Origin of the sequence: Microbacterium sp. ACRRU, assembly GCF_022346945.1 — a bacterium.
GTDB lineage: Bacteria > Actinomycetota > Actinomycetes > Actinomycetales > Microbacteriaceae > Microbacterium > Microbacterium mcarthurae.
The window spans coordinates 1-22,944 of sequence record NZ_JAKRNI010000037.1 but is presented as its reverse complement, the minus strand read 5'-3'; the positions used below and the strand labels follow the sequence as shown (position 1 = coordinate 22,944).

22 protein-coding genes are annotated in these 22,944 nt (G+C 69.8%); 15 read left to right on the top strand and 7 right to left on the bottom strand.

Annotated features, from left to right (window positions below; all coding sequences use genetic code 11):
- Window positions 1–63 precede the first annotated feature (63 nt).
- The gene (locus tag MHY30_RS13430; RefSeq protein ID WP_239277488.1) at window positions 64–1,830 is read right to left on the bottom strand and encodes a biotin carboxylase N-terminal domain-containing protein; all 1,767 of its coding nucleotides are present in this window, start codon (window positions 1,828–1,830) and stop codon (window positions 64–66) included.
- Window positions 1,831–1,910: 80 nt separating this feature from the next.
- Window positions 1,911–2,555 carry a nucleoside triphosphate pyrophosphatase gene (locus tag MHY30_RS13425; protein WP_239277486.1) on the bottom strand — a complete coding sequence of 215 codons (645 nt, stop codon included), beginning with the start codon at window positions 2,553–2,555 and terminating at the stop codon, window positions 1,911–1,913.
- Between the two features lie 58 nt (window positions 2,556–2,613).
- On the opposite strand from MHY30_RS13425, the gene MHY30_RS13420 reads away from it, so the two are divergent.
- Genes MHY30_RS13420 through MHY30_RS13405 form a run of 4 tightly spaced genes read left to right on the top strand, consistent with a single transcriptional unit; the run spans window position 2,614 to window position 6,873 of the window.
- Window positions 2,614–3,861 carry a class I SAM-dependent RNA methyltransferase gene (locus tag MHY30_RS13420; RefSeq protein WP_239277482.1) on the top strand — a complete coding sequence of 416 codons (1,248 nt, stop codon included), beginning with the start codon at window positions 2,614–2,616 and terminating at the stop codon, window positions 3,859–3,861.
- 60 nt (window positions 3,862–3,921) lie between these two features.
- Window positions 3,922–4,587, top strand: a complete 666-nt coding sequence (locus MHY30_RS13415; protein WP_239277480.1) for a response regulator transcription factor — start codon at window positions 3,922–3,924, stop codon at window positions 4,585–4,587.
- Window positions 4,580–5,836: a sensor histidine kinase gene (locus tag MHY30_RS13410; protein WP_239277476.1), complete on the top strand. Its 1,257-nt coding sequence runs from the start codon at window positions 4,580–4,582 to the stop codon at window positions 5,834–5,836. The genes MHY30_RS13415 and MHY30_RS13410 overlap by 8 nt, the downstream gene beginning before the upstream one ends.
- Entirely contained in the window at window positions 5,833–6,873 is a 1,041-nt protein-coding gene (locus tag MHY30_RS13405; protein ID WP_239277474.1) for a hypothetical protein, read from the top strand. The genes MHY30_RS13410 and MHY30_RS13405 overlap by 4 nt, the downstream gene beginning before the upstream one ends.
- A gap of 317 nt (window positions 6,874–7,190) precedes the next feature.
- Here the strand turns inward: MHY30_RS13405 and MHY30_RS13400 are convergent, their stop codons facing one another.
- Window positions 7,191–7,427 (bottom strand): acyl-CoA carboxylase subunit epsilon, encoded by a 237-nt coding sequence (locus MHY30_RS13400; protein ID WP_239277472.1) that lies wholly within the window; start codon window positions 7,425–7,427, stop codon window positions 7,191–7,193.
- Window positions 7,424–9,013: an acyl-CoA carboxylase subunit beta gene (locus tag MHY30_RS13395; RefSeq protein WP_374204616.1), complete on the bottom strand. Its 1,590-nt coding sequence runs from the start codon at window positions 9,011–9,013 to the stop codon at window positions 7,424–7,426. The genes MHY30_RS13400 and MHY30_RS13395 overlap by 4 nt, the downstream gene beginning before the upstream one ends.
- A gap of 157 nt (window positions 9,014–9,170) precedes the next feature.
- Here MHY30_RS13395 and MHY30_RS13390 point away from each other — a divergent pair, with 157 nt between their 5' ends.
- The 9 genes from MHY30_RS13390 to MHY30_RS13350 all read left to right on the top strand — a co-directional run bounded on the left by MHY30_RS13390 (window position 9,171) and on the right by MHY30_RS13350 (window position 19,154).
- A complete protein-coding gene (locus MHY30_RS13390) occupies window positions 9,171–9,953 on the top strand; it encodes a biotin--[acetyl-CoA-carboxylase] ligase (protein WP_239277467.1) in 783 nt (260 codons plus the stop codon).
- A 60-nt stretch (window positions 9,954–10,013) separates the two neighbouring features.
- Window positions 10,014–10,565 (top strand): PH domain-containing protein, encoded by a 552-nt coding sequence (locus tag MHY30_RS13385; protein WP_239277463.1) that lies wholly within the window; start codon window positions 10,014–10,016, stop codon window positions 10,563–10,565.
- Window positions 10,566–10,650: 85 nt separating this feature from the next.
- Window positions 10,651–11,784: a 5-(carboxyamino)imidazole ribonucleotide synthase gene (locus tag MHY30_RS13380; RefSeq protein WP_239277461.1), complete on the top strand. Its 1,134-nt coding sequence runs from the start codon at window positions 10,651–10,653 to the stop codon at window positions 11,782–11,784.
- Between the two features lie 94 nt (window positions 11,785–11,878).
- Window positions 11,879–12,346, top strand: coding sequence for a 5-(carboxyamino)imidazole ribonucleotide mutase (gene purE / locus MHY30_RS13375; protein ID WP_239277494.1), 468 nt, complete (start codon window positions 11,879–11,881; stop codon window positions 12,344–12,346).
- Window positions 12,343–13,809, top strand: coding sequence for an LCP family protein (locus MHY30_RS13370; RefSeq protein WP_239277457.1), 1,467 nt, complete (start codon window positions 12,343–12,345; stop codon window positions 13,807–13,809). The genes purE and MHY30_RS13370 overlap by 4 nt, the downstream gene beginning before the upstream one ends.
- Window positions 13,806–14,909, top strand: a complete 1,104-nt coding sequence (locus tag MHY30_RS13365) for a glycosyltransferase (RefSeq protein WP_239277455.1) — start codon at window positions 13,806–13,808, stop codon at window positions 14,907–14,909. Before MHY30_RS13370 ends, MHY30_RS13365 begins: the two co-directional genes overlap by 4 nt.
- Before the next feature lie 22 nt (window positions 14,910–14,931).
- A complete protein-coding gene (locus tag MHY30_RS13360; protein WP_239277451.1) occupies window positions 14,932–15,867 on the top strand; it encodes a glycosyltransferase family 2 protein in 936 nt (311 codons plus the stop codon).
- A gap of 54 nt (window positions 15,868–15,921) precedes the next feature.
- On the top strand, window positions 15,922–16,440 hold the full coding sequence (locus MHY30_RS13355) for a hypothetical protein (protein ID WP_239277449.1): 519 nt from the start codon (window positions 15,922–15,924) through the stop codon (window positions 16,438–16,440).
- Window positions 16,437–19,154 (top strand): hypothetical protein, encoded by a 2,718-nt coding sequence (locus MHY30_RS13350; protein ID WP_239277447.1) that lies wholly within the window; start codon window positions 16,437–16,439, stop codon window positions 19,152–19,154. Before MHY30_RS13355 ends, MHY30_RS13350 begins: the two co-directional genes overlap by 4 nt.
- Window positions 19,155–19,202: 48 nt before the next feature.
- Here the strand turns inward: MHY30_RS13350 and MHY30_RS13345 are convergent, their stop codons facing one another.
- A complete protein-coding gene (locus MHY30_RS13345; RefSeq protein WP_239277445.1) occupies window positions 19,203–20,705 on the bottom strand; it encodes a DUF2142 domain-containing protein in 1,503 nt (500 codons plus the stop codon).
- A 125-nt stretch (window positions 20,706–20,830) separates the two neighbouring features.
- On the opposite strand from MHY30_RS13345, the gene MHY30_RS13340 reads away from it, so the two are divergent.
- Both MHY30_RS13340 and MHY30_RS13335 read left to right on the top strand, forming a co-directional pair.
- Complete coding sequence (locus tag MHY30_RS13340) at window positions 20,831–21,568, top strand: glycosyltransferase family 2 protein (protein WP_239277490.1); 738 nt, start codon at window positions 20,831–20,833, stop codon at window positions 21,566–21,568.
- A complete protein-coding gene (locus tag MHY30_RS13335) occupies window positions 21,565–21,963 on the top strand; it encodes a DUF2304 domain-containing protein (protein WP_239277437.1) in 399 nt (132 codons plus the stop codon). The genes MHY30_RS13340 and MHY30_RS13335 overlap by 4 nt, the downstream gene beginning before the upstream one ends.
- A gap of 17 nt (window positions 21,964–21,980) precedes the next feature.
- Here MHY30_RS13335 and MHY30_RS13330 read toward each other — a convergent pair whose 3' ends face one another.
- Window positions 21,981–22,406 (bottom strand): GtrA family protein, encoded by a 426-nt coding sequence (locus tag MHY30_RS13330; RefSeq protein ID WP_239277435.1) that lies wholly within the window; start codon window positions 22,404–22,406, stop codon window positions 21,981–21,983.
- 17 nt (window positions 22,407–22,423) lie between these two features.
- Window positions 22,424–22,944 (bottom strand): sugar nucleotide-binding protein (locus MHY30_RS13325; protein ID WP_239277433.1); only part of this gene is annotated, 521 nt, incomplete at its 5' end.

Genomic DNA, 22,944 nt, shown 5'->3' with positions numbered 1-22,944 from the left:
CGCCCACACGAACGACGGCGCCGCACCCCCGGGGGGATGCGGCGCCGGAGCAGAGCGGATGCCTCAGCTGATGAGCAGCAGCTGGTGGCCCGCCGACACGGTGGTGCCGGGGTTCGCGTCGATACCGGCGATGGTCCCGTCCTTGTGGGCCTGGATGGGCTGCTCCATCTTCATGGCCTCGAGCACGACGACGAGGTCGCCCTTGACAACCTGCTGCCCCTCTTCGACGGCGACCTTGACCACGGTCGCCTGCATCGGCGACTTCACCGCGTCGCCGGTGGCGCCGGCGGTCGGCGAGGCGGCATGCGAACGGCGCGACGGGGGAGCGGCGATCGGACGGCCGGGCTTCGCCGCGGGAGAGGCGATGCGGTCGGGAAGGCTCACCTCGAGACGCTTGCCGCCCACCTCCACGACGACGGTGTGTCGGCCGGGTGCTTCGCCGGGTGCCTCGAGCTCGCCATCCCACGCGGGGATGTCGTTGACGAACTCCGTCTCGATCCACCGGGTGTAGACGCCGAATCGGCCGTCCTCGGCCGTGAAGGCGGGGTCACGGACCACCTTGCGGTGGAAGGGGAGCACCGTCGGGAGCCCCGCGACCTCGAACTCGTCGAGGGCGCGACGCGCGCGTTCGAGCGCCTCGGCGCGATCGCGACCGGTCACGATGATCTTGGCCAGCAGCGAGTCGAACGCGCCCGAGACGCTGTCGCCCGCGGTCACGCCCGAGTCCAAGCGCAGCCCGGGGCCGCCGAAGGTCTTGAACACGTGGATGGGGCCGGGCTGGGGGAGGAAGTTGCGTCCCGGGTCCTCGCCGTTGATGCGGAACTCGATCGAGTGGCCCGAGGGTGCGGGGTCGTCGTAGCCGAGCTCCTCGCCCTCCGCGATGCGGAACTGCTCGCGCACGAGGTCGAGCCCGGTGACCTCCTCGGAGACGGGGTGCTCCACCTGAAGGCGGGTGTTGACCTCGAGGAACGAGATCGTGCCGTCGGCGCCGATGAGGAACTCGCACGTCCCCGCGCCGACATAGCCGACCTCGCGAAGGATAGCCTTGGATGCCGAGTACAGCACGGCGTTCTGCTCGTCGCTGAGGAAGGGGGCGGGCGCCTCTTCGACGAGCTTCTGGTGACGGCGCTGCAGCGAGCAGTCGCGTGTGGAGACGACCACGACGTTGCCGGCGGCATCCGCGAGGCACTGGGTCTCGACGTGACGCGGCTTGTCGAGGTACTTCTCGACGAAGCACTCGCCACGACCGAAAGCGGCGACGGCCTCGCGCGTGGCGGACTCGAACATCTCGGCGACCTCGTCGAGCTCGCGGGCGACCTTGAGTCCTCGTCCGCCCCCGCCGTACGCGGCCTTGATGGCGATGGGGAGGCCCACCTCCTCGGCGAAGGCGATCACCTCGTCGGCTCCGGAGACGGGGCCGGGGGTGCCGGGGGCAAGAGGGGCGCCGACCTTCTCGGCGACGTGGCGGGCGGTCACCTTGTCGCCGAGCGCTTCGATCGCTTCCGGCGAGGGACCGATCCAGACGAGCCCCGCGTCGATGACGGCGCGGGCGAAGTCGGCGTTCTCGGCGAGGAAGCCGTACCCGGGGTGAACGGCATCCGCCCCGGAACGGCGAGCGACGGACAGGATCTTGTCGATGGAGAGGTAGGTGTCGGCGCTGGTCGCGCCGTCGAGCGCGTAGGCCTCATCGGCGAGGCGGGTGTGCAGGGCGTCCCGGTCCTGGTCGGCGTAGACGGCGACGGAGGCCTTGCCCGAATCGCGTGCGGCGCGGATGACACGGACGGCGATTTCGCCGCGGTTGGCGACGAGAACCTTGGCGATCTTCGGCATCCTCCCAGCCTAGCGAGGGGCGGTGCCCCCCTTTTGACCCTCCTCCACAAGAAACGCCGGAAAACGTGTGGGGGAGTCTACTAACGGTTCCAGAGAGACGGCCAAGAACCGCCGAGCTCGCGGACCAGACGACGCACCGTCGACAGCGACATTCCGACCACGGTCGAGGGGTCCCCCTCCACCCGCTCGATGAAGGCGCCGCCGAGGCTGTCGACCGTGAAGGCTCCGGCGACGTGCAGCGGTTCGCCGCTGCCGACGTAGGCCGCGATCTCGTCGTCGTCCACGTCGGCGGCGAAGCTCACCGCGGCCTCGGCCACGTCGAACGCCTCCCGGGGCTCCTGGCCCGGGCTCAGACGGAAGACGCTGTGCCCGGAGTGCAGCACGCCGGTCTGTCCGCGCATGCTGTGCCACCGCACGGTCGCCGCCTCGGGGGTGTAGGGCTTGCCGAGGATCTCGTCGCCGAGCGCGAACATGGAGTCGCCGCCGATGACGAAACCGTCGAAAGCGGGGTCCTCCTCGTGCAGGCGCCGCGCGACGTCGGCCGCCTTGCGGCGTGCGAGCAGCAGAACGTGCTCCGTGGCGGGAAGGGTCCGCCCCTCGGCGGCTTCGGTCTCGGCGATCACCGCCTCTTCGTCGACCTGCGGCGCGCGCGCCTCCGGCTCGATACCGGCCTGCCGCAGAAGCATCAGGCGAGCGGGGGAGGTGGATGCCAGACACACGCGCATGCGTCCACGCTACAGACGACGCCGGCCCCCGCGGGCGCACGTGTGACAGGCTCGGAGGATGCACAACGGCGACCTCATCGATCTCGACATCACCGGAGTCGCCCACGGCGGCATCTTCGTGGGGCGGCACGAGGGTCGTGTGGTCTTCGTGCCCGACACCCTTCCCGGGGAACGCGTGCGCGTCCGCCTCACCGACACGCGCAAGAAGGCGTTCTGGCGGGCCGAGGCCGTCGAGGTGTTGGATGCCGCACCCGAGCGCCGCCCGCACGTGTGGGCCGCGGCGTCGATCGATCGAGCGCCCGAGGAGCGCGCGGGGGGTGCGGAGTTCGGGCACATCGCTCTCGACCATCAGCGGGCGGTGAAAGAGCGCGTCATCCGCGAGTCCCTCGAGCGTGTCGGTCGCCTGGAGCTTCCGGTCGAGGTGCGCTCCGCGGGTGCGGACGAGACCGCCGGCGGCACCGGTTGGCGTACGCGGGTGAGCCTGCACGTCGACGAAGCCGGCCGCGTCGGGCCTTTCGCCCCGCGCTCGCACCGTGTCATCGAGACGCCCGACCTGCCGCTGGCCACCGATGCCATCGCCCGTGTCGCCGCAGAGCTCCGGAGCGCGGCTCCCGGCCGCGTCGACCTCGTCCAACCCGCCGACGGGCGCGTCCGCGTCCTTCCGCGCCCGGATGGTGCCCGAACGAGCGGGACGGTCGAGGTCGTCGAAGAGCGCGTCGGCGACCGTGTTTTCCGCGTCGACGCGACCGGTTTCTGGCAGGTGCACCGGTTGGCTCCGGTCGCGTTGACGGAGGCTGTCGCCGCGCGCGTGGAGGCCACGGCGGGTGAATTGGACCCCGAGGCCCTGCACCTCGATCTCTACGGCGGGGTGGGGTTGTTCGCCGCGACGCTGGCCGATCTCGGCGGCGCGTCCACCCGCGTCGTCAGCGTCGAGAGCGACGCCCGAGCGACCGAGCACGCGGGCGAGAACCTGGCCGAGTGGGTGGGGGCGCGCGCTGAGACCGCACGCGTGGACCGCTACATCGGACGCCTCGCGGCAGACGCTTCGGCGCGCGAACGAGAGCGCTTGACGCGCGGCATCGTCGTGCTCGACCCGCCCCGGGCGGGCGCGGGGAGAGACGTCGTCGAGGGCATCGCGGCGATCGGACCGCGCGCGGTGGTCTACGTCGCGTGCGACCCCGTCGCGCTCGCGCGCGACCTCGCCACGTTCGCCGACCACGGGTACCGCGTCGACGGCGGCGTCCACGGTCTCGATCTCTTCCCGAACTCGCACCACGTCGAAGCGGTCGTCGCCTTGCGTCGATGACCCGCCGACCGGGGGTGTGGACACCGTATCCGGACGAGGTCGCGCCGTTACGATGAGGGAATGACGCGCGTCGCTCTCATCGATGACCACGAATCGGTCCGACTCGGTCTCGAGGCGGCGTTGGCCCAGACCGAGTCGTTTCATGTCGTCTCTTCGGGCGCGAACGTCGCCGCCTATCTCGACTGGCGCCGCAGCGCGGGCGAGGCCCCCGCCGACGTCGTGGTGCTCGATCTCACGCTCGGCGACGGAACGACCGTGTCCGAGAACGTTGACCGTGTCGTACGCGACGGATCGAGCGTCATCATCCACAGCGTCGCCGACCGCCCCGCCGCCGTGCGCGAGGCGCTCGCCGCGGGCGCGGCGGGCATCGTGAGCAAGTCCTCTCCCACCCATGAGGTGCTCGCCGCGATCGACACCGTCGCGCGGGGGGAGCTGCTGGACAACGTCGAGTGGGCCAGTGCGGTGGAGGGCGATCGTGCGTTCGCCGACGCGCAGCTGTCCGCGCGGGAGCGTGAAGTACTCCGGCTCTATGCCGCCGGGTTGCCGTTGAAGGCCGTGGCGGAGCGCCTGGGCGTGGCTTACTCGACCGCCAAAGAGAACATCACCCGCGTGCGCGTGAAGTACGTCGAAGTCGGGCGTCCTGCCCCGACGAAGGTCGATCTCCTGCGGCGCGCGATGGAGGACGGCATCCTCCACGAGACGCCCGAGACCCCCCGCGATGCCTGACGTCGCTCGCTCCGTTCTCGACGAGGCGTGGGGGCGTATCCCTCACACCCGCGAGACCAGCGACGACCCCGGGTCGTTCACGCAGAAGCGGATCGAGCGCGTCATCACGCTGCTGGTCGGTCCCGCCTGTCTGGTCCTGGGGGTTCAGGCCTTCATCGCCGCCTTCGGGCCGAGCGACGAGGCGCCGGGCTGGCACCTGCCGCTGGTGGTGGGCGTGTTCGTCCCGTTGGTGGCGATGGTGGTGGCGTGCGCCGTCAACCGCTTCGCGCGGGTCTTCTCTGGTCTGTTCGCCGTGCTGTTCATGGTCGCGCTTGCTCTGTGGCCCGTGGCGACGAGCGGAGGGCAGGCGCCCTCGCCGACCGAGAACCCGTGGATCTTCTACCTGATCAACGTCGCAACCGTGGCGACGGTCGTCGCCTTCCCCCTTCCGTTGCAGGTGGCGTGGACGGTCGCCGCCCCCCTGCTGTTCGGCGTCGTCCGGCTCCTCCAGGCGGGCGGACGGCCGGAGTTCCTGCTGCCCGTGGCGCTCGACGTGTCGTTCGCCCTCCTGCTCGGCAGTGTGCTGGTGACCCTGACCTGGATGTACCGGTCCATCGCGGCGAACGTCGACGAGACGCGGGCCCGCGCGGTCGCCAGTTACGCCGCAGCCGCGGCCACCGCCGCGACCGAGCACGAGCGTGTCGCGGTGGCGGCCCTCATGCACGACAGTGTGCTCGGTGCTCTGTTGGCCGCCGAGCGCGCGGCGACGCCCCGCGAGCGGACTCTCGCGGTGAGCATGGCGCGCGAAGCACTCACCCGGCTCGCCAATGCCGAGAAGGACGCGCTCGAGGGAAGCGACGAACCCATGGATGCCATGGCCCTCGCCGATGACATCGAGGCGTCGGCGCGCGACCTCGGCGCGGAGCTGACCGTCACGCGGAGGGTGCAGGAGGGGACGCCCCGAGTGCCGGGTCGGGTCGCCCGAGCCCTCGTGCTGGCCGCGATGCAGGCTGTCGCGAACGCCGTGCAGCACGCCGAGGCGCGAGCGCTCTCGGTCGAAGTCACCGGGTCGGCCGAGCCGGGCGGCGTGCTCATCCGCGTGCGTGATGCTGGTCGCGGATTCGACGTCAACGCGATTCCGGCGGACCGGCTCGGGATCCGCGGCTCGATCATCGCGCGCGTCACCGCCGTCGGCGGTCGGTCGATGGTGGACTCCTCGCCGGCCGGCACCACGGTGACCCTCGAGTGGGAGAGCGGGGACCGCTGGTGACCGTCCGCTCCATCCTCTCCGGCATCGCGCTGGCCTTCACGGCATATCTCTCGGCTCGGAGCCTCCTATGGACGCTCCCCGAGACCGTCGAGCGGGGATGGCTCCTCATCGCCGCCCTCGTGATCTACCTGCCCATCGCCTGGCTGTGGATCCTGCTTCCCACTCGGCGTCGCGTTGCGGGCCCGGACGGATCCGTCGTCGACAGGGGGATCGCTCCGCCCCGGTGGGCGGTGGCGCTCGCGCTGTTGGCGGCGGTCGTCGTGCCCAACGCCGCCTTCGCCGCGGTGGACGCGGTCGGCCGCGATCAGCCGTTCGTCACCTGGGTGATCGGCGGTGTCGGCGCGCTCATGACCATCGTGATGGTTCGCCGTCGCCCCATCGTGGCGTGGATCGGCACGGGTGTGCTCGTGCTGTCGGCGTCGGTCTGGCTCGGTCCTCTGACGGCCCTCTCCCTGGGACTCGTCGGCTCCCTTGTGTGGGTCGCCGCTGCTCAGCTGATCACCTTCGCGCTGGATCGAGTGGCTCGCGACGCCGAGCAGCTGTCGGAGCTCCAGCAGGCGGCGTCGGCGTGGCAGGCGTCGCAGAGCGGCCGACAGCGCGAGCGGCGCCTGCACGTGCAGCGCGCCCTGCACGTGGCCGGGCCCGTGCTCGGTCGCACGATCGAGACGGGCGGCAACCTTCGGCCGAGTGAGAAGCAGGCGGCCCGTCTGGCCGAGCAGAGCCTGCGAGACGAACTGCGCAGTCCCCGTCTCCTCGACGACGGAGTCCGGGCCGAGATTGACGCGGCACGACGGCGCGGCACGATCGTGATGCTCTTCGACGAGGGCGGCCTCGAGGGAGTCCCCGCGACGGCCCTCCATGCCATCCGCGCCGAGCTGGCCGGCATCCTGCGAGAGGCGACCTCCGAGCGCCTCATCATCCGTACGTCGCCCCACGACGAGGTGGCCGTGACCGTTGTCGGTCGGACGGGCACGGCCGGAGCGGGTGCCGACGAGGACGACGTCGATCTGTGGCGCGAGATCCGTCGGTCGAGCTGACCGGCGCCGGAGGGCCGAGCCGACGCCCTCCGCGGGTGGTGCGCTCAGCGATACGCCCGGGCGGTGACACACCCAGGCCCCCGGGGCGCGACGCCGCCGGGGGCCTTCTCGGGTATCTGCATCCGGGGAAGAGTGCGAAAAATGAGGGGTGAGGGGCGGCGATGCCTGCCCCTCACCCATGCGAACGGCTACCCGAAAACCGTTCGCGTGGCCGGAACCGGCTCAAAGGAGCGGACCGACCGAACGCGTGATGCGTTCCAGCTCCTCCAGTATTGGCGAGGGAGCGCTCGTCGTCTGTAGGTATTTCGGGGGACAGTTCAGCCCGTGAATCCGTACCAGCCGGCGTCGCGGTTCAGCGGGGCCCGCAGACTGCGCGCCGACAGCTCCCACCGCGACCGGGGTGTGGTCTCCGGGGCTGTGGCATCCGCCGTCTCACGCGCGTACGCCTCACCGACGACCACGATGGCCGCGGCGAGTTCCTCGGGGGTCGGGGTGCCGCGGACCACGCGCGCGACGGTCTCCGGCGAGTCCTCGGGGGAGGGGGCGTCGCTCACAGCGGGATGTTCCCGTGCTTCTTGGCGGGGAGGCTCGCCCGCTTGTTGCGGAGGGCGCGGAGCGCCTTGGCGATCGAGACGCGGGTCTGTGCGGGCTCGATGATGCCGTCGAGTTCGCCCCGCTCGGCCGCGAGGAAAGGTGACGCGACGTTGTAGGTGTACTCGTTCGCCAGCCGGGTGCGCACGGCCGCGACGTCCTCGCCCGCCTCCTCGGCGCGCTTGATCTCGCCGCGGTAGAGGATGTTGACCGCGCCCTGGCCTCCCATGACGGCGATCTCGGCGGTCGGCCAGGCGAGGTTGATGTCGGCGCCGAGCTGCTTGGAGCCCATGACGATGTACGCACCGCCGTAGGCCTTGCGCAGGATGACCGTGACCAGCGGCACGGTCGCCTCGGCGTAGGCGTACAGCAGTTTCGCGCCGCGACGGATGACTCCCGTCCACTCCTGGTCGGTGCCGGGGAGGTATCCGGGCACGTCGACGAGGGTCACGATGGGCACCGAGAAGGCGTCGCAGAATCGCACGAAGCGGCTGGCCTTCTCGCCGGCGTCGATGTTCAGCGTCCCGGCCATCTGCGAGGGCTGATTGGCGATGATGCCGACGGTGCGTCCTTCGATCCGACCGAAACCGATCACGATGTTCGGCGCGAACAGCGGCTGCACCTCGAGGAACTCGGCGCCGTCCACGATGCCGTCGATGACGGTGTGGATGTCGTAGGGCTGGTTCGGCGAGTCCGGGATCACGCTGTTCAGCGCGCGATCGGCATCCGTCGTCTCGAACTCGAACGGCGTCTCGTACAGCGGCAGCTCGGCGAGGTTGTTGTCGGGCAGGAACCCGATGAGGGTGCGGGCGTAGTCGAGCGCGTCGTCCTCGTCCTCGGCGAGATAGTGAGCGACACCCGAACGGGTGTTGTGCGTGTGCGCGCCGCCGAGCTCTTCCATTCCGACGTCTTCACCCGTGACGGTCTTGATGACGTCGGGCCCGGTCACGAACATCTGGCTGGTCTTGTCGACCATGATGACGAAGTCGGTGAGGGCGGGGGAGTAGACGGCACCGCCGGCGGCGGGTCCCATGATGATCGAGATCTGCGGGATGACACCCGAGGCGGCGGTGTTGAGGCGGAAGATCTCGCCGTACTTGCCGAGCGCGACCACACCCTCCTGGATGCGGGCGCCGCCGGAATCGAGCATGCCGATGATCGGGATGCCGCTGCGCAGCGCGAGTTCCATGACCTTGATGATCTTGTCGCCGGCGACCTCGCCGAGCGAACCGCCGAAGGTGGAGAAGTCCTGGGCGTAGACGGCGACGGTACGCCCGTGGATCGTGCCGGTGCCCGTGACGACGGAGTCGCCGTAGGGCCGTGCCTTGTCCATGCCGAACGCGGAGGTGCGGTGGCGGACGTATTCGTCGAGCTCGACGAACGAGCCCGGGTCGACCAGCATCTCGATGCGCTCGCGGGCGGTGAGCTTGCCCTTCGCGTGCTGCTTCGTCTGCGCGGCGGCTTCGGCGTCGACGACCGCCTCCTGGAACCTCGTGCGCAGGTCGGCGATCTTGCCGGCGGTCGTGGAGAGATCAGGCTGGTCGGTCACGCTTTCCACCCTAGCGACCGGTTCCCCGCCGATGTTGGAGGGTGCCCACAAGTGCGACGGCGTGACGCTGTGGCATCCATCCACCCCGGCGGCGGAACGCGTGTCGCGCAAAAGGCAAGCGGATGCCGAAGAACCCGCCGTTGCTTAGGGTGTGGGCATGCCGATCCCCTCTGCCGGATACCCGCTCACCGCCGCGATCAGCCCGCGGGTTCAGCTCGTCGAGACCACTGAATCCACCAACGCCGACGTCGTCGCGGCGGTCGTCGCCGACCCGGCCGGGTGGCCTCACCTGTCCCTGCTCGTCACCGACGATCAGCGCGCGGGTCGGGGGCGTCTCGACCGCACCTGGGTCGCTCCCGCGGGTACCGCGCTCGCCGTGTCGGTCGTCGTCGACGCCGGCCGCATACCCGTCTCGATGCGCGGGTGGATCCCTCTCGCGGCGGGCGCCGCCATGACCGGCGCGGTGAATGCCCGCCTGCGCGGCCACGGATCGACGGCCGAGCTGAAGTGGCCGAACGACGTGCTCGTCGACGGGGGGAAGATCTGCGGCATCCTGGCCGAGGCCGTGCCCGGCTCGCTCGACACGGTCGTCGTCGGGGCGGGGGTCAACACGCGCATGACCCGCGCCGACCTGCCGGTGGCTTCGGCGACGTCGTTCGCGGCGATCGGCGTCGACGTCGACGATGATCGTCTCCTGGCGGACTACCTGGAGGCGTTCGCGGGGCTCCTCACCGCCCTGTCGGACGGCGAGGCGGAGCGGGTGCATCGCGACATCGAGAAGCAGTGTGCCACCGTCGGGCGTGAGGTGTCGGTGGCGATGCCCGACGGCACGACCCTTCAGGGCCGCGCCGAACGACTCGATGCCGAGGGGCGGCTGGTCGTCGTATCCGGGACGATCCAGACCGTCGTCTCCGCCGGCGACGTCGTGCACGTACGCTGACCCGCTCGCCGCCCGCGTGTGCGGGAGGCGGTGGGGCCTTGCGCCCCGCAGAATGAGATCGTGACTCAGCCCACCAGCTACGGAGGCCGCCCGCGCACGCCGGCACCGGGTTCCGCGGCGCCCGAACGGCGCATCGCACGGCTCCGCGGCCACGCGCGACGGTTGTTCTGGTCGGCGCTGGTGCTCATCGCGGTGGCAGGCGCCACGACGTTCTTCTACGACAACCTTCCCGCGCCCTTCGAGAACTGGATGCTATTGACCGCTGCGGGCGCCGCCGTCGTGCTGCTCGTCCTGGTGCCCTACCTGTCATGGCTCTCGCGGACCTGGACCATCACGACGCGGCGCGTCATCGAGCGATCGGGCCTCTTCGGGTCGAGCAGCCGCGACATCTCGCACGTGCGCGGGTATGCGATCCAGATGCGTCGTGGCATCCTGCAGCGGTTGTGGGGTGCGGGCACCCTGACGCTGTCGAACGGGGTGGAGCCGCCGATGCGGCTGAAGAACGTGCCGCACGCCGTGCTGGTGCACGAGACGCTCGTGGATCAGGTCGAAGTGAACCAGATCCTGGCCCATCGCGATTCGCAAGCGAAGGCATCCGGCCCCGTCGACTGACCTTTCCCTCCTCCCGCGGGTCGGGCCGGCCGAAGTCGCGGGTCGAGGAACCGTCCTCCACAATGGACGGGACGGAAGGAGCGGCATGGCGCTGCGAGTCGGAGTGGTCGGTGGCGGACAGCTGGCGCGGATGATGATCGCGCCCGCCGAGGAACTCGGGATCGAGATCCGCGTCCTCGCCGAGACCGAGGGCATGTCGGCGGCGCTCGCGGCCACGGCCGTGGGAGATTATCGCGACGCCGACACCGTGCTCCGATTCGCCCGGGATGTCGACGTCCTCACCTTCGACCACGAGCACGTGCCCCAGGACGTGCTGTCCGCCCTCGTCGACGCCGGTGTCGCGGTGCACCCGGGCCCTGCGCCGCTCGCCGTCGCACAGGACAAGCTCGTCATGCGTGCGCGGATGGCCGAGCTCGGGATGCCGCAGCCCGACTGGGCAGCGGTGTCGGACCAGGCGGCCCTGCAGGAGTTCCTCGACGCGCACGGCGGCCGTGCCGTCGTGAAGACCCCGCGCGGCGGCTACGACGGCAAAGGCGTGCGGGTGGTGTCGGCCGCGACCGAGGCCGACGATTGGTTCACGGCGCTCGCCGAGGACGCCGGCGGCGGGGCGCTGCTGGTCGAGGAGCTCGTCGACTTCACGCGCGAGCTCGCCCAGCAGGTCGCTCGCCGCCCCTCCGGCGAGGTGCGTGCGTACCCGCTCGTGGCCACGACCCAGCGTGACGGTGTCTGCGCCGAAGTGATCGCGCCGGCCCCCCGCGCGGGGGAGCGGCTCGAGCGCGCGGCCGCTCAGATCGGAGTGGCGGTCGCCGAGGGACTCGGTGTCACCGGCATGCTCGCGGTGGAGCTGTTCGAGACCTCGGATGAGCGCATCCTCATCAACGAGCTGGCCATGCGCCCCCACAACAGCGGGCACTGGACCCAGGACGGCGCGGTCACCAGTCAGTTCGAGCAGCACCTTCGCGCGGTGCTCGACCTGCCCCTCGGTTCCACGGATGCCATCGCCCCGTGGAGCGTCATGATCAACATCCTGGGGGGACCGGCCGAAGGCGGTCTGACCGAGCGTTTCGCCCCCGCGATGGCGGCGCACCCGACGGCGAAGATCCACACGTACGGCAAGGACCCGCGTCCGGGCCGCAAGGTGGGGCACGTCAACGTCTCGGGGGACGACCTCGACGACGTCGTGTACGAGGGCCGCGCGGCGGCGGCCTTCTTCGCCTGAGCGTGCCGCTCCGGGATCTTCCAGCGGACCGCTCTAGCCTGGACCGGTGACCCGGCCGCTGCATTCCTCCGAGACGCCCGTGGTCGGCGTCGTCATGGGCTCCGACTCCGACTGGCGCGTGATGAGCGACGCATCGCAGGCGTTGACCGAGTTCGGCATCCCGCACGAGGTCGAGGTCGTGTCGGCCCACCGCACGCCCGACAAGCTCATCCGCTACGGGCGCGACGCCCGTGCCCGCGGACTGCGCGCGATCATCGCCGGCGCGGGAGGCGCGGCCCACCTTCCCGGAATGCTGGCCTCCGTCACCGCCCTGCCGGTCATCGGAGTCCCCGTGCAGCTGTCGACCCTCGACGGGCTGGACTCGCTGCTGAGCATCGTCCAGATGCCGGCCGGCATCCCCGTGGCGACCGTGTCGATCAACGGCGCCAAGAACGCCGGACTGTTGGCCGCTCGCCTCCTGGGGGCGACCGACACCGCCCTCGGCGATCGCGTGGAAGCGTACGCCGCTGATCTCCAGGCGCAGGTGGAGGAGAAGAACCGCCGGTTGAAGGACTCCCTGTGAGCGTGACGGCACCCCCGCGTCCGCGCACGCGCCAGCCTCTCGTCGAGTCGCGGCCCCTGCGCAACCCGGATGTCTCCTCCCGCCAGGTCATGACCCGTCGCGGCTGGTGGCTCGTACTGTTGAACTTCCTCGTTCCGGGGTCCGCTCAGGTGCTCGCCGGCAATCGCCGACTCGGCCGATTCGGCCTCGGCGCCACCCTGTTCCTGTGGACGGCGCTCCTTCTGGCCGGGCTGGGCGCGCTCCTCTGGCCGAGCGGATTGTTCGCCCTGGCCACGGGGTCGTTCATCCCCGACTTCCTGTCGTGGTTCCGGTGGCTGCCGCTGACGATCGTGCAGATCGTGATCGTGGGCTACGCCGTGCTCTGGATCGTCCTCACGATCGACACGCTGCGGCTGGTGCGGCTCGTGCGCACGGGTCCTCTCGCCCGCTTCGCGATCGCGTTCGTCTCGATCGCGCTGCTGGTGGTCTCGGGTTCGGGGGCCGCCTGGGCCGCGCAGGCGGCGGGCACGACCAGAGACGCCTTCGCGTCGATCTTCGCGGAGTCCGCGCCGGTGGTCCCCCCGTCGGACGGCTACTACAACATCCTGCTCCTGGGCGCCGACTCCGGCGAAGGGCGAGACTCGATGCGCTTCGACTCGATCTCGGTGGTCTCGGTCAACGCCACCTCCGGTGCCGTGACGATCACCGGCATCCCGCGCGACATGCCGCACTTCCCGTTCGCTCCCGGCCCCCTGCAGGACCAGTACCCCGACGGGCACACCGGATACGCCAACGCCACGTGCGGGTGGGGCAGCGGCATCAACCAGCTCCGGACCGAGGTGGAGATCTGCCAGGACGGCAACGCCCTCTACCCCGACGCGGAGTCGAACGGCTCCGAGCCGGGTATCGAGGCGACGAAGGATGCCGCGGAGGGCATCCTCGGCATCCAGATCCCGTACTACGTGCTCATCGACATGAAGGGTTTCGCCGACGTGGTGGACGCGCTCGGCGGTGTCGACATCACCGTCGACGAGCGACTGCCGAAGGGCGGCCCCGCCTACGACGGTCAACCGGTCGACGACTGGGCGTTCGGCTGGATCGAGGCCGGCCCTCAGCACATGGACGGCGACACCGCGCAGTGGTACGCCCGTTCGCGGTACACCACGAGCGATTTCGACCGCATGCGCCGTCAGCGGCAGCTGCAGGAGGCGATCCTCGCTCAAGCCACCCCGCAGACCGTGCTCACGCGCTTCCAGGAGGTCGCCGCCGCCGGCACGGCCATCGTGAAGACCGACCTCCCGCAGGGCCTCATCGCCCCCACGCTCGTCGACCTCGCGCTCAAGGCGAAGGATCAGCCCGTGAGCACCCTGGAGCTGACTCCGGAGGGCGGCATCGACGAGTTCGACCCCGACTACGCCCAGGTCCAGCAGATGGTGCGTGACACACTGCACCCGCCCACCGAGACGGAGGAACCTGCTCCGTGACCGTCACACTTCGTGTCGTCCTCGACCAGCTCGTCACGCCCACGTCCCGTGACCTTGCCGAGGCCTCGTCCTCGCTCGCGCAAGCGCTCGTGGACACCGCACCGCGCGGCTGCGACGTCGCCGCGATCGTGCCCTCGCCGGGGCTTCCCGACGACTCCGGGATCAGCGGACTGTCGGGCGAGACGCGGTTGTCGATGCGCCGCCGCGAGCTCGCGGCATCCTGGCAGCTCGGTGTCGCCCCCGGGATCGGGCGCGGCCTCATCCACTCGCCGACGCCCCTCGCGCCCCTCGTGCGCCACGATCGCGTCAACGAAACGCATCAGATCGTCGTCACGCTGTGGGACCTGCGCGCGTGGGAGACGCCCGACGAGCTTCCCAAGGCCGAGGTGCTCGCCCAGCGGGCTCTGCTGTCGCGCGTCGGCAAGCACGCGGATGCCGTCGTGGTCCCCACGCACGCGATGGCGCAGCGGTTGGCCGAGGTGGCCAAGGCGAAGCTGGTCTCCAAGGTCCGGGTGATCGGCGGGGCGCCCGTGACCGGGTTCCGCGCGCCGTCGGATGCCGTCGGGCGGCTGCGCGCCCTCGATCTGCCGACGTCGTTCCTAAGCATCGCCGGGGGTGCGGCCGCCTCGGACGGGCTTCCCGCGGCGTTCGCCGGCGTCGCCGCGGCGGGGTGGACCGGCGACGTCGTGGTCATCGACGTTCCCGAAGGGGAGGAGCCCGCCGTCGCGGACATCGCGTCGGCGGCAGGCATCTCCGAAGCCCGCGTCCACGCGCGCGGGTCGCTCGACCAGTGGGACCGTGCCGCCGTGCTCTCGCACGGCGCCGTCTTCATCGCCCCCAGCACTCGAACGGACTGGCCGTGGCGCGCCGTCGACGCCCTCGCCGTCGGTGTGCCGATCGTCGCCGTCAACACGGCGGTGCACCGGGAAGTTCTCGCCGACGCCGCCGTTTATGCCGAGGCCGACGAACTCGGGGGAGCGGTGGCCCGCGCCCTCGGGGAAGACGCCGAGCGGTTGCGCGTGCTCGCCGGCGACCGGGCCAAGGGCTTCGCGTGGCAGTCGTGCGCCGACCGGGTGTGGGCGCTGCACGCGGAGCTGTGAGCGCGCCCCTATGCTCGAAGCCATGACCGCGCGCGTCGGAATCGTCGTCCGTACACGCCGGCGTCCCGATTTTCTTCGACGCGCCCTGGATGACATCGCCGCCCAGACGTTCGCGGATCGACACGTCGTGGTGGTCAATGACGGGGGTGACCCCGGCGAAGTCGATCACGTCGTCGCCGCTGCGGATGTCGACGCCGAAGTCGTGCACCTCGTGCCGGGCGAAGGGGGCCGCTGTGTCGCCGCCAACACGGGGGTGCGCGCCGCGGGAACGGAATTCGTCGTGCTGCACGATGATGACGACCGTTGGCATCCGGAATTCCTCGCGCGCACCCTCGCCTGGTTCGACACCCACCCCGCTGATTTCGCAGTCTCGGTGACGACCGAGATCGTCTATGAGGAGCAACGCGACGGACACTGGCTGGAAGTGGGTCGTGCCCCGTTCTGGGCGGGTATGCAGCGCATCTCGCTTACGGAGATGATGAGCGTCAACCGGGCGGTCCCGATCTCCGTCCTCTACCGCTCCGCCGTGCACGACGAGGTCGGTTGGTACGACGAGTCGCTCGACGCCGTCGAGGACTGGGACTTCTACCTGCGGGTGCTCGCCCACGGCGGCTTCGGATTCCTGGCGGGGGAACCGCTGGCTTTCTGGACGCAACGACCGGATGCCACCGGCGTCGCCGCGAACAGCATGTTCGCCCTGGCGGAAGCACACCTCCACGATGACGCGGTCGTGCGGGATCGGGCGCTCGCGGAATGGACGAGGCGAGAGGGCGAGGGGCTTCCGCTGTACATCGCAGCCCTCCAGGAGCAGGTCCTCGCGCGGTTCGACGAGCGCATCGACGAACTCGCCGGACGCCTGCGCGACGAGATCCGCGAGGACGTCCGACGGGAGATCGATGCCCACCAGCCGGTGTGGTCGAGGCTCCGCCGGCTGCGCCGACGCGCAGACCGCGGCTGATAGCTCGCGGCGTGGCAGTCGACGATCCGGCTCGCCGCCCCGCACAATGATCGCGTGAGCCCCCTGAACGCCGCCCCGCGCCCACTCTCGACGAGGAGGATGCCGCTGTGGCTTCTTCCGGTGGCGGCGGTGCCGCTGCTAATGCTGGTCGGGTGCGCCACGCCGGTCGGAGGGGCCGCCTCGACGGCCGGCCCGAGCGCGTCGGCCTCCGTCTCACTCTCACCGACGCCGACGCCGACGGAATCCCCCGATGCGACGGTGGCTCCGAGTCCGACGGTCACGGCGTTCACGGGCGATGTCCTCATCGTCACCTCCGAAGTGCTGGACGGACAGCTCCAGGTGACGGCGATGGTGCCGGCGGTGTCGGAGGGTGACGGCACCTGCGTGCTCGAACTCGTCGGTACCGACCGCACGGTCTCGGTGACGGGCGCCGAGGGCAACGACGTCACCTACTGCGGGGTCATGTCGATGCCCGTCGACGGCGCCATGTCCGATGTGCAGTTCCGCGTGCGCTACGACTCGCCGTCGACGCGCGCCGAGTCGGCCGTGTCCACGGTCGAGCCGGCCCCGTGACCGCGCAGTCGCGGCCTCGCGCGGCCGTCGCCGTCCTCGCGGCGTGGGTCTGCGCGGTGGCGCTGCTCGTCGCGGTCCCGGTCGCCCTGCCTGCGACCGTGGCGCCGGTGGCATCCGCTTCCGCCGCCAACGCCGCGGACTGGAACCCCGGGAACATCATCGACGACGCCCTTTTCTACGACGGGGCGGTGATGGGATCCCCCGCGATCCAGGCGTTCATGGAACAGCGGGTCAAGCAGTGCCGGAGCGGGTACACCTGTCTGAAGGACTACCGCCAGAACACCGACAACCGGCCCGCCGACAAGTACTGCAACGGCTATTCCGGAGCCGCCAACGAGAGCGCGTCGACGATCATCGACAAGGTCGCCCGCTCGTGCGGCATCAGCCAGAAGGCGCTTCTGGTGCTCCTCGAGAAGGAGCAGTCGCTCGTCACGTCGACGGCGCCGTCCGCGTGGAGCTATTCGGCGGCGACCGGTCAGGGGTGTCCCGATACGGCTCCGTGCGACCCCCAGACCCAGGGCTTCTTCTACCAGGTCTACTACGCGGCCCGGCAGTTCGAGATCTACCGCCTCAACCCCACCTGGTGGGGCTATCAGTCCGGGCGCTGGAACAACATCCTCTACAACCCGACGACCAGCTGCGGCACGCAGCGCGTCTACATCGAGAACCAGGCGACGGCGGGGCTGTACATCTACACGCCGTACGTTCCCAACGCGGCGGCTCTCCGCAACCTGTACGGCACCGGTGACTCCTGCTCGGCCTACGGCAACCGCAACTTCTGGCGTCTATACACGGACTGGTTCGGTTCGACCCGGGCAGCAGGCCGACCCATCGGTGCCATCGACGCGGTCGATGCGTACCCGGGCGGCGTGCAGGTGCGGGGGTGGACGATCGATCCCGACACGGTTGACCCCATCCGGGTGCGTGTGGACATCGGCGGGGTCGCGACGACCGTGACAGCCGACGTCGACAGGCCTGATCTATTGGGTCCGTACCCCGCCAGCGGCAGTCGGCACGGGTTCGATGCCCGCATCCCCGTGACCCAGGGGGGAAGCGGGCAGGTCTGTCTGACGGCCCTCAACACGGGCAGCGGTCAAGACACGTCGATGGGATGTCGCGACGTTCCGTTCTACACCGGTTCGCCTGTCGGCGCGATCGACTCGGTCAAGGCGGTTTCGGGCTCCGTGACGGTGTCGGGCTGGGCTCTGGACCCTGATACGGCGTCATCCATCCCGGTGCACGCGTATGTCGACGGCGTGAGCACTGCGCTGCTCGCCGACCGTGACCGCCCCGACCTGGCTGCCCACTATCCGGTTCACGGCACCGCGCACGGCTACTCGGCCACGCTGAAGGTCCCGCTCGATGCGAAGCAGATCTGTCTGTACGGCGTCAACACCGGACGCGGCGAGAACACGACGCTGGGCTGTCGTAGCATCATGACGCCCGCTCCGAAAGACCTCGGGCGCGCGCCGATCGGTTATGTCGACGATGTCGAGGTCGCCGGTCTGACAGCCAGGGTGCGGGGGTGGGCGCTCGATCCTGACACCGCAGGGCGTATCCCCGTCCATATCTATGTCGCGGGGGCTGGCCGTGCCATCACCGCCGATCTCGCCCGTCCCGACGTTGCCGGAGCCTACCCTGCCTATGGCGAGCGCCACGGGTTCTCCGATGTCGTTGACCTCCCGGCTGGGCAGAGCACCGTCTGCGCGTACGCCATCAATACGTCGGGTGAGAACACGACGTTGGGATGCCGCACCGTCACGGGCGGTGACCAGGGGCGTGCACCCATCGGCAACTTCGAGTCGGCCGACGTGAGCGGTCGCACGGCCACCGTGGTCGGATGGGCGATCGATCCGGACACGATCCGCCCCATCGGCGTGCGCATCTCGGTCGATGACGTGAGCACGAAAGTGACAGCGCAAACTCAACGCCCCGATGTCGAGTACTTCTATCCCTTGTACGGGGCGGCACACGGATTCTCCCGTACCGTCGACATTCCCGTCGGCCCGTCCCGCATCTGCGTGTCCGCGGTCAACACGTCGGGCCCGGACACCGACCTGGGCTGCCGTGGGGTGGGGACCCGCGACGAAGGCAGGGCGCCCATCGGGAGCCTCGACGGGGTCACCGTTTCTGGAACCTCGGCGGCAATTCGAGGCTGGGCCATCGACCCGGACACGGCCCGGCCCATCCCGGTTCACGTGTACGTGGACGGGGCGGGCATCGCTCTCACCGCCGACACCTGGCGGCCGGATGTCGGCGCGGCCTACCCCCTGTACGGCTCCTCTCACGGGTTCGAAGGCTCGGTGCGCATCCCGGTGGGTCCGTCGCGACTGTGCGTCTACGCGATCAACACGTCGGGCCCGAACCCGACGATCGGATGCCGGGAGGTCACCGGCGTGGCGGGCGCACCCATCGGGAGGCTCGACGATGTGACCGCGTCTCCCGGCGCTCTGACGGTTCGCGGGTGGGCTTTCGACCCGGATGTCGTCGGTGCCGTCGACGTCCGCGTGGCCGTCGACGGGACCTCCTACACGGTGCGAGCCGGCTCTCCCCGTTCCGACGTCGCGGCAGCGTTCCCCCTTGCCGGTCCGAACCACGGGTTCGAACAACGCATCCCGATGGCCAAGGGGTCCTACAACGTCTGCGCGAGCGTCAGCGACAACACCGGTGGCTTGTCGGTACCGCTGGGATGCCGCGGAATCGTCGTTCCCTGAGCCGAGGGGAGAAGGGACGGCGGCGCACCGCGCCGCCGTCCCTTCCTGTCAGTGTCGGCTCGGAGCGGCCATGAGTCGCGCACCCTCGTTGCTCGAACGCGGACCGGTCAGCGTCGCCGTGAGCAGGAGGAGTCCCGCAAAGAACACGATCCCGAGAATGGGAACCGCCAGCGGCGGCGACCACTGCCAGGATGCGAAGAATCCGGCTGTTTCCCCGACGAGGTACCTGTGCGCGGCCCGCACCGCCGTAATCGTGGCCCCCGTGACGAAGTAGGCGGGGAGCAACCACCGCAGCATCCCGACGACGCGCCTCACCGAGGCGTCCGGGTTGTTCGCTTCGGGGCCGGCGTCGACCACGAGGGCGGCGATGACCAGGAGCGCCGCGACGAGCGGCATCGTGTAGCGCCCCTGCCAGCCGTATCCCGACCACTGCAGGCCGGCGAGCACGCCCGGAATGAGCGTGGCGGACGCGAAGGCGAGGAGAATCGCCCATCGCGCCCGCCGCGATGCGAGACCGAAACACAATACGAGCACGCCGCCCAGCAGCAGGACCCAGGCTGTGGAGAGGATGTTGGGACTGCGCAGGTCGAGCCAGCCGAGGTTGCCGTACATCTGGGTCACCTGTTCGTGGTAGTTCGAGTAGAAGACCGCGATGCCGTTGATTCCGTCGCGAAGCGTGGCCGGTTTCTCCACCCCGACATAGTTGGTGCCGTGTACGAGTACCCAGCCGACGCTGAAGGCGGTCACCGCGCCGATTCCGCCCGCGATTACCCACACGCGTCGATCGATCAGGAGAGCGCGCACGCGGTGTGGCCCGGCCACGAGGAGTAGGGCGACAGCGGTGACCGCAAGGAACAACGGGGAAAGGCCGCGGGTCACGACAAGGACGCAGGATGCGGCGAGGAGAAGAGCGTGCTCCTCTCGCCAACCGGTGGTGCGTGGTGCGCAGGCGACCGCGAATCCCGCCACCGTTGCCGCGAACAACGTCGCGATCTCCCAGGCGCTGGGGTTGAGCACCATGCCCACGTACAGCGTCATGGGCGTGAGGAAGAGCGAGGCGGCGAGCAGTGCCAGCGGCGACCGCGCGGTGCGCCACAGGAAGGACAGTCCCCACGCCAGGAAGAGCGCTGTCACGACCGCAGCCAGAGCTCGCGCGAGGTACAGCCCGTACTCGGTCGGGACGATGAGGCTTCCCAACCCCGTCCACGCGTAGAACACCGGGTTGTAGAGTCCCGCGTTCGTCTGCGACAGGGTCTCGGCCGTGGAGGCGATGCGCAACGGCCCCTGGCACGCCGCCGTGACGTCGGGTTGGAAGGCGATGCACGTCGCGAACTGGTGCGTGTTCGCCAGCCGAGCTGGAAGCGTCGGCTCCAGGAGCCCCGCCTGCCCGCGGACGACCGCCGCGGCGTAGACGTAGTGTGCAGCCTCGTCGGCGCCCGAGGCGATCGGCAGGAACACGGCGCCGGACAGAAGTATCGCAAGGACGGCAGCGAACACCGTGATGATGTGCGCGGTGCGTCCGCGAGGGAAACGGGGGAGGGAGAAAGGCATGTGCAGTGGTCTCTCTGGCCCCGTGTCCTCGGCACGGACGCGCGGGAGGCCTGTGCGATCCTATAAGCCGCCGCTCAGCGGTTACCGCACAGACCCGAATGCGACGCGGACCCGCTGATACGATGATGCCGATGTCTGCGGCACGGTCGAGCACTCTGGTCATCGTTCCCGCGTGGAACGAAGGCGAGAGCGTAGGCCCGACGGTTCGGGAGATACGGGAGCAGCCCGAGGGGTGGGACATTCTGGTCGTGGACGACGGCTCCGAGGATGACACCGCCCACCAGGCGCGTGAGGCGGGGGCGACCGTCCTTTCTCTGCCCTTCAACCTGGGGGTGGGCGGTGCGATGCGCGCAGGGTTTCACTACGCACAGCGGCACGGCTATGTCCGGGCGATCCAAGTGGATGCCGACGGTCAGCACAATCCGCGCGACATCGCCGCAGTTCTGGACGGGCTTCGGGACGCCGACATCTCGATCGGCGCACGTTTCGCCGAGGTCGGGGACTACTCGGCGCGCGGTCCCCGGCGGTGGGCGATGCGAATGCTGGCATCCGTTCTCTCTCGAATCGCCCGAACCCGGCTCACCGATGTGACGAGCGGTTTCCGGGCGGCGAACGCCCGAGCGATCGATCAGTATGTCTTGTACTACCCGGCGGAGTATCTCGGCGACACCGTGGACTCGCTGGTGAACGCCGTGCACGCGGGTCTCACGGTCGTACAGGTGCCTGTGGCCATGCGTCCGAGAAATGCTGGGCGACCGAGTCAGAATCCCCTCGGCGCATCCGTTTACCTGTTGCGCTCGGTGTTTGCGCTGTCCCTGGCGATGCTGCGCGGTGCCGCGGCGAAAACGGGGGTGCGCGCATGATCGTCTTCGCAGGCTTGGGTTTCGCTGTGCTCGTCCTGGTGATCATCGTCGTCATGCTCCTGCGACGGCAGCTTCGCGAAAAGTACGCGACACTATGGCTGCTGATCGGCCTCGCCCTGCTGGTCATATCGATCTTCCCCGGGCTCCTCGTGCAGCTCACCCACCTCCTCGGTGTGGAGGTGCCGGCGAATCTCATCTTCGCGTTGTCGATCGTGCTGCTCGTGGGCGTCGCGCTGCACTTGTCGTGGGAGCTGTCACGCGCGGAAGAAGAGATTCGTCGACTCGCCGAGGACTCGGCGATCAACCGTGCCGATGTCGAGGCGCTCACCCGCCGCATCGAGGCATTGGAAGGTCGGCGAGCCACCACGGGGGTCGAAGGGCCCGACAAGCCCTGACCTTGCTGAGAACGCCGTCACCGCCCGGGACGACTTCTCCTTGCGAAGATCCAGAAGCGGTAGGCGAAATAGTTCCAGACGGTCGTGGACACCACAGCGACGACCTTGCCGACGATCCACGGCAGCCCGAGTGCGGAACCGGCTGCCACGATGCCGGTCGTCGCGACGGTGTTGAAGGCGACCAAGGCGGTGTACTTGGCGGCACTGGTCGCGAGGCCTGCCTCCGTGCCGAATGTGAAGGTTCGCTGCAGCAGGAATGTCACGGCGAAGCTCAACAGAAAAGCAGTCGGAGTGGCCGCGACGAGGGGCACACCGAAGACGTCGTGAAGGAGAGCGAGGAGACCGACGTCGACAAGAAACGCGCCGCCACCGACGACGAGATACCGAACGGCGCTGTGTGACCAGAACCACCCCACGACGCGGTACCACCCGCCGCTGGACACAGATCGTCGAGGGCGGTTCACGCTTGCTCGAGGTAGGCGCGCAACCGATCGTCTTCTCTCCCGAGCGGAGCGCCGGACGAAGCCGTCGCGTCGAGGTCGAGGACGCTGTTGTGGGGGCGGGGGGCGATGGGGCCGGTGGTGTCGGCGTAGTAGTCGTCGGTGGTGACGCCGGTGATGCGGTCGGGGTCGTGTCCGGTGAGCTGGTAGACGTCGCGGGCGATGTCGTACCAGGTGCGGGGTTCGCCTTGGCTGGTGATGTTGTAGATGCCGTGGGGGGCGCCGGTTTCCAGCAGGGTGTGGATGGTGGCGGCGATGTCGGTGGTGAAGGTGAGGCGTCCGGTTTGGTCGTTGACGACGCGGGGGTTGATGCCGCGTTGGGCGAGGGTGGCCATGGTGCGGACGAAGTTGTTGCCGTCTCCGATGACCCAGCTGGTGCGGAGGATGTAGTGGTGGGGGACGGTGGAGACGATGGCGTCGCCGGCGGCTTTGGTTTGTCCGTAGACGCTGAGGGGGCTGACGGGGTCGGTGGGCTGTCTCT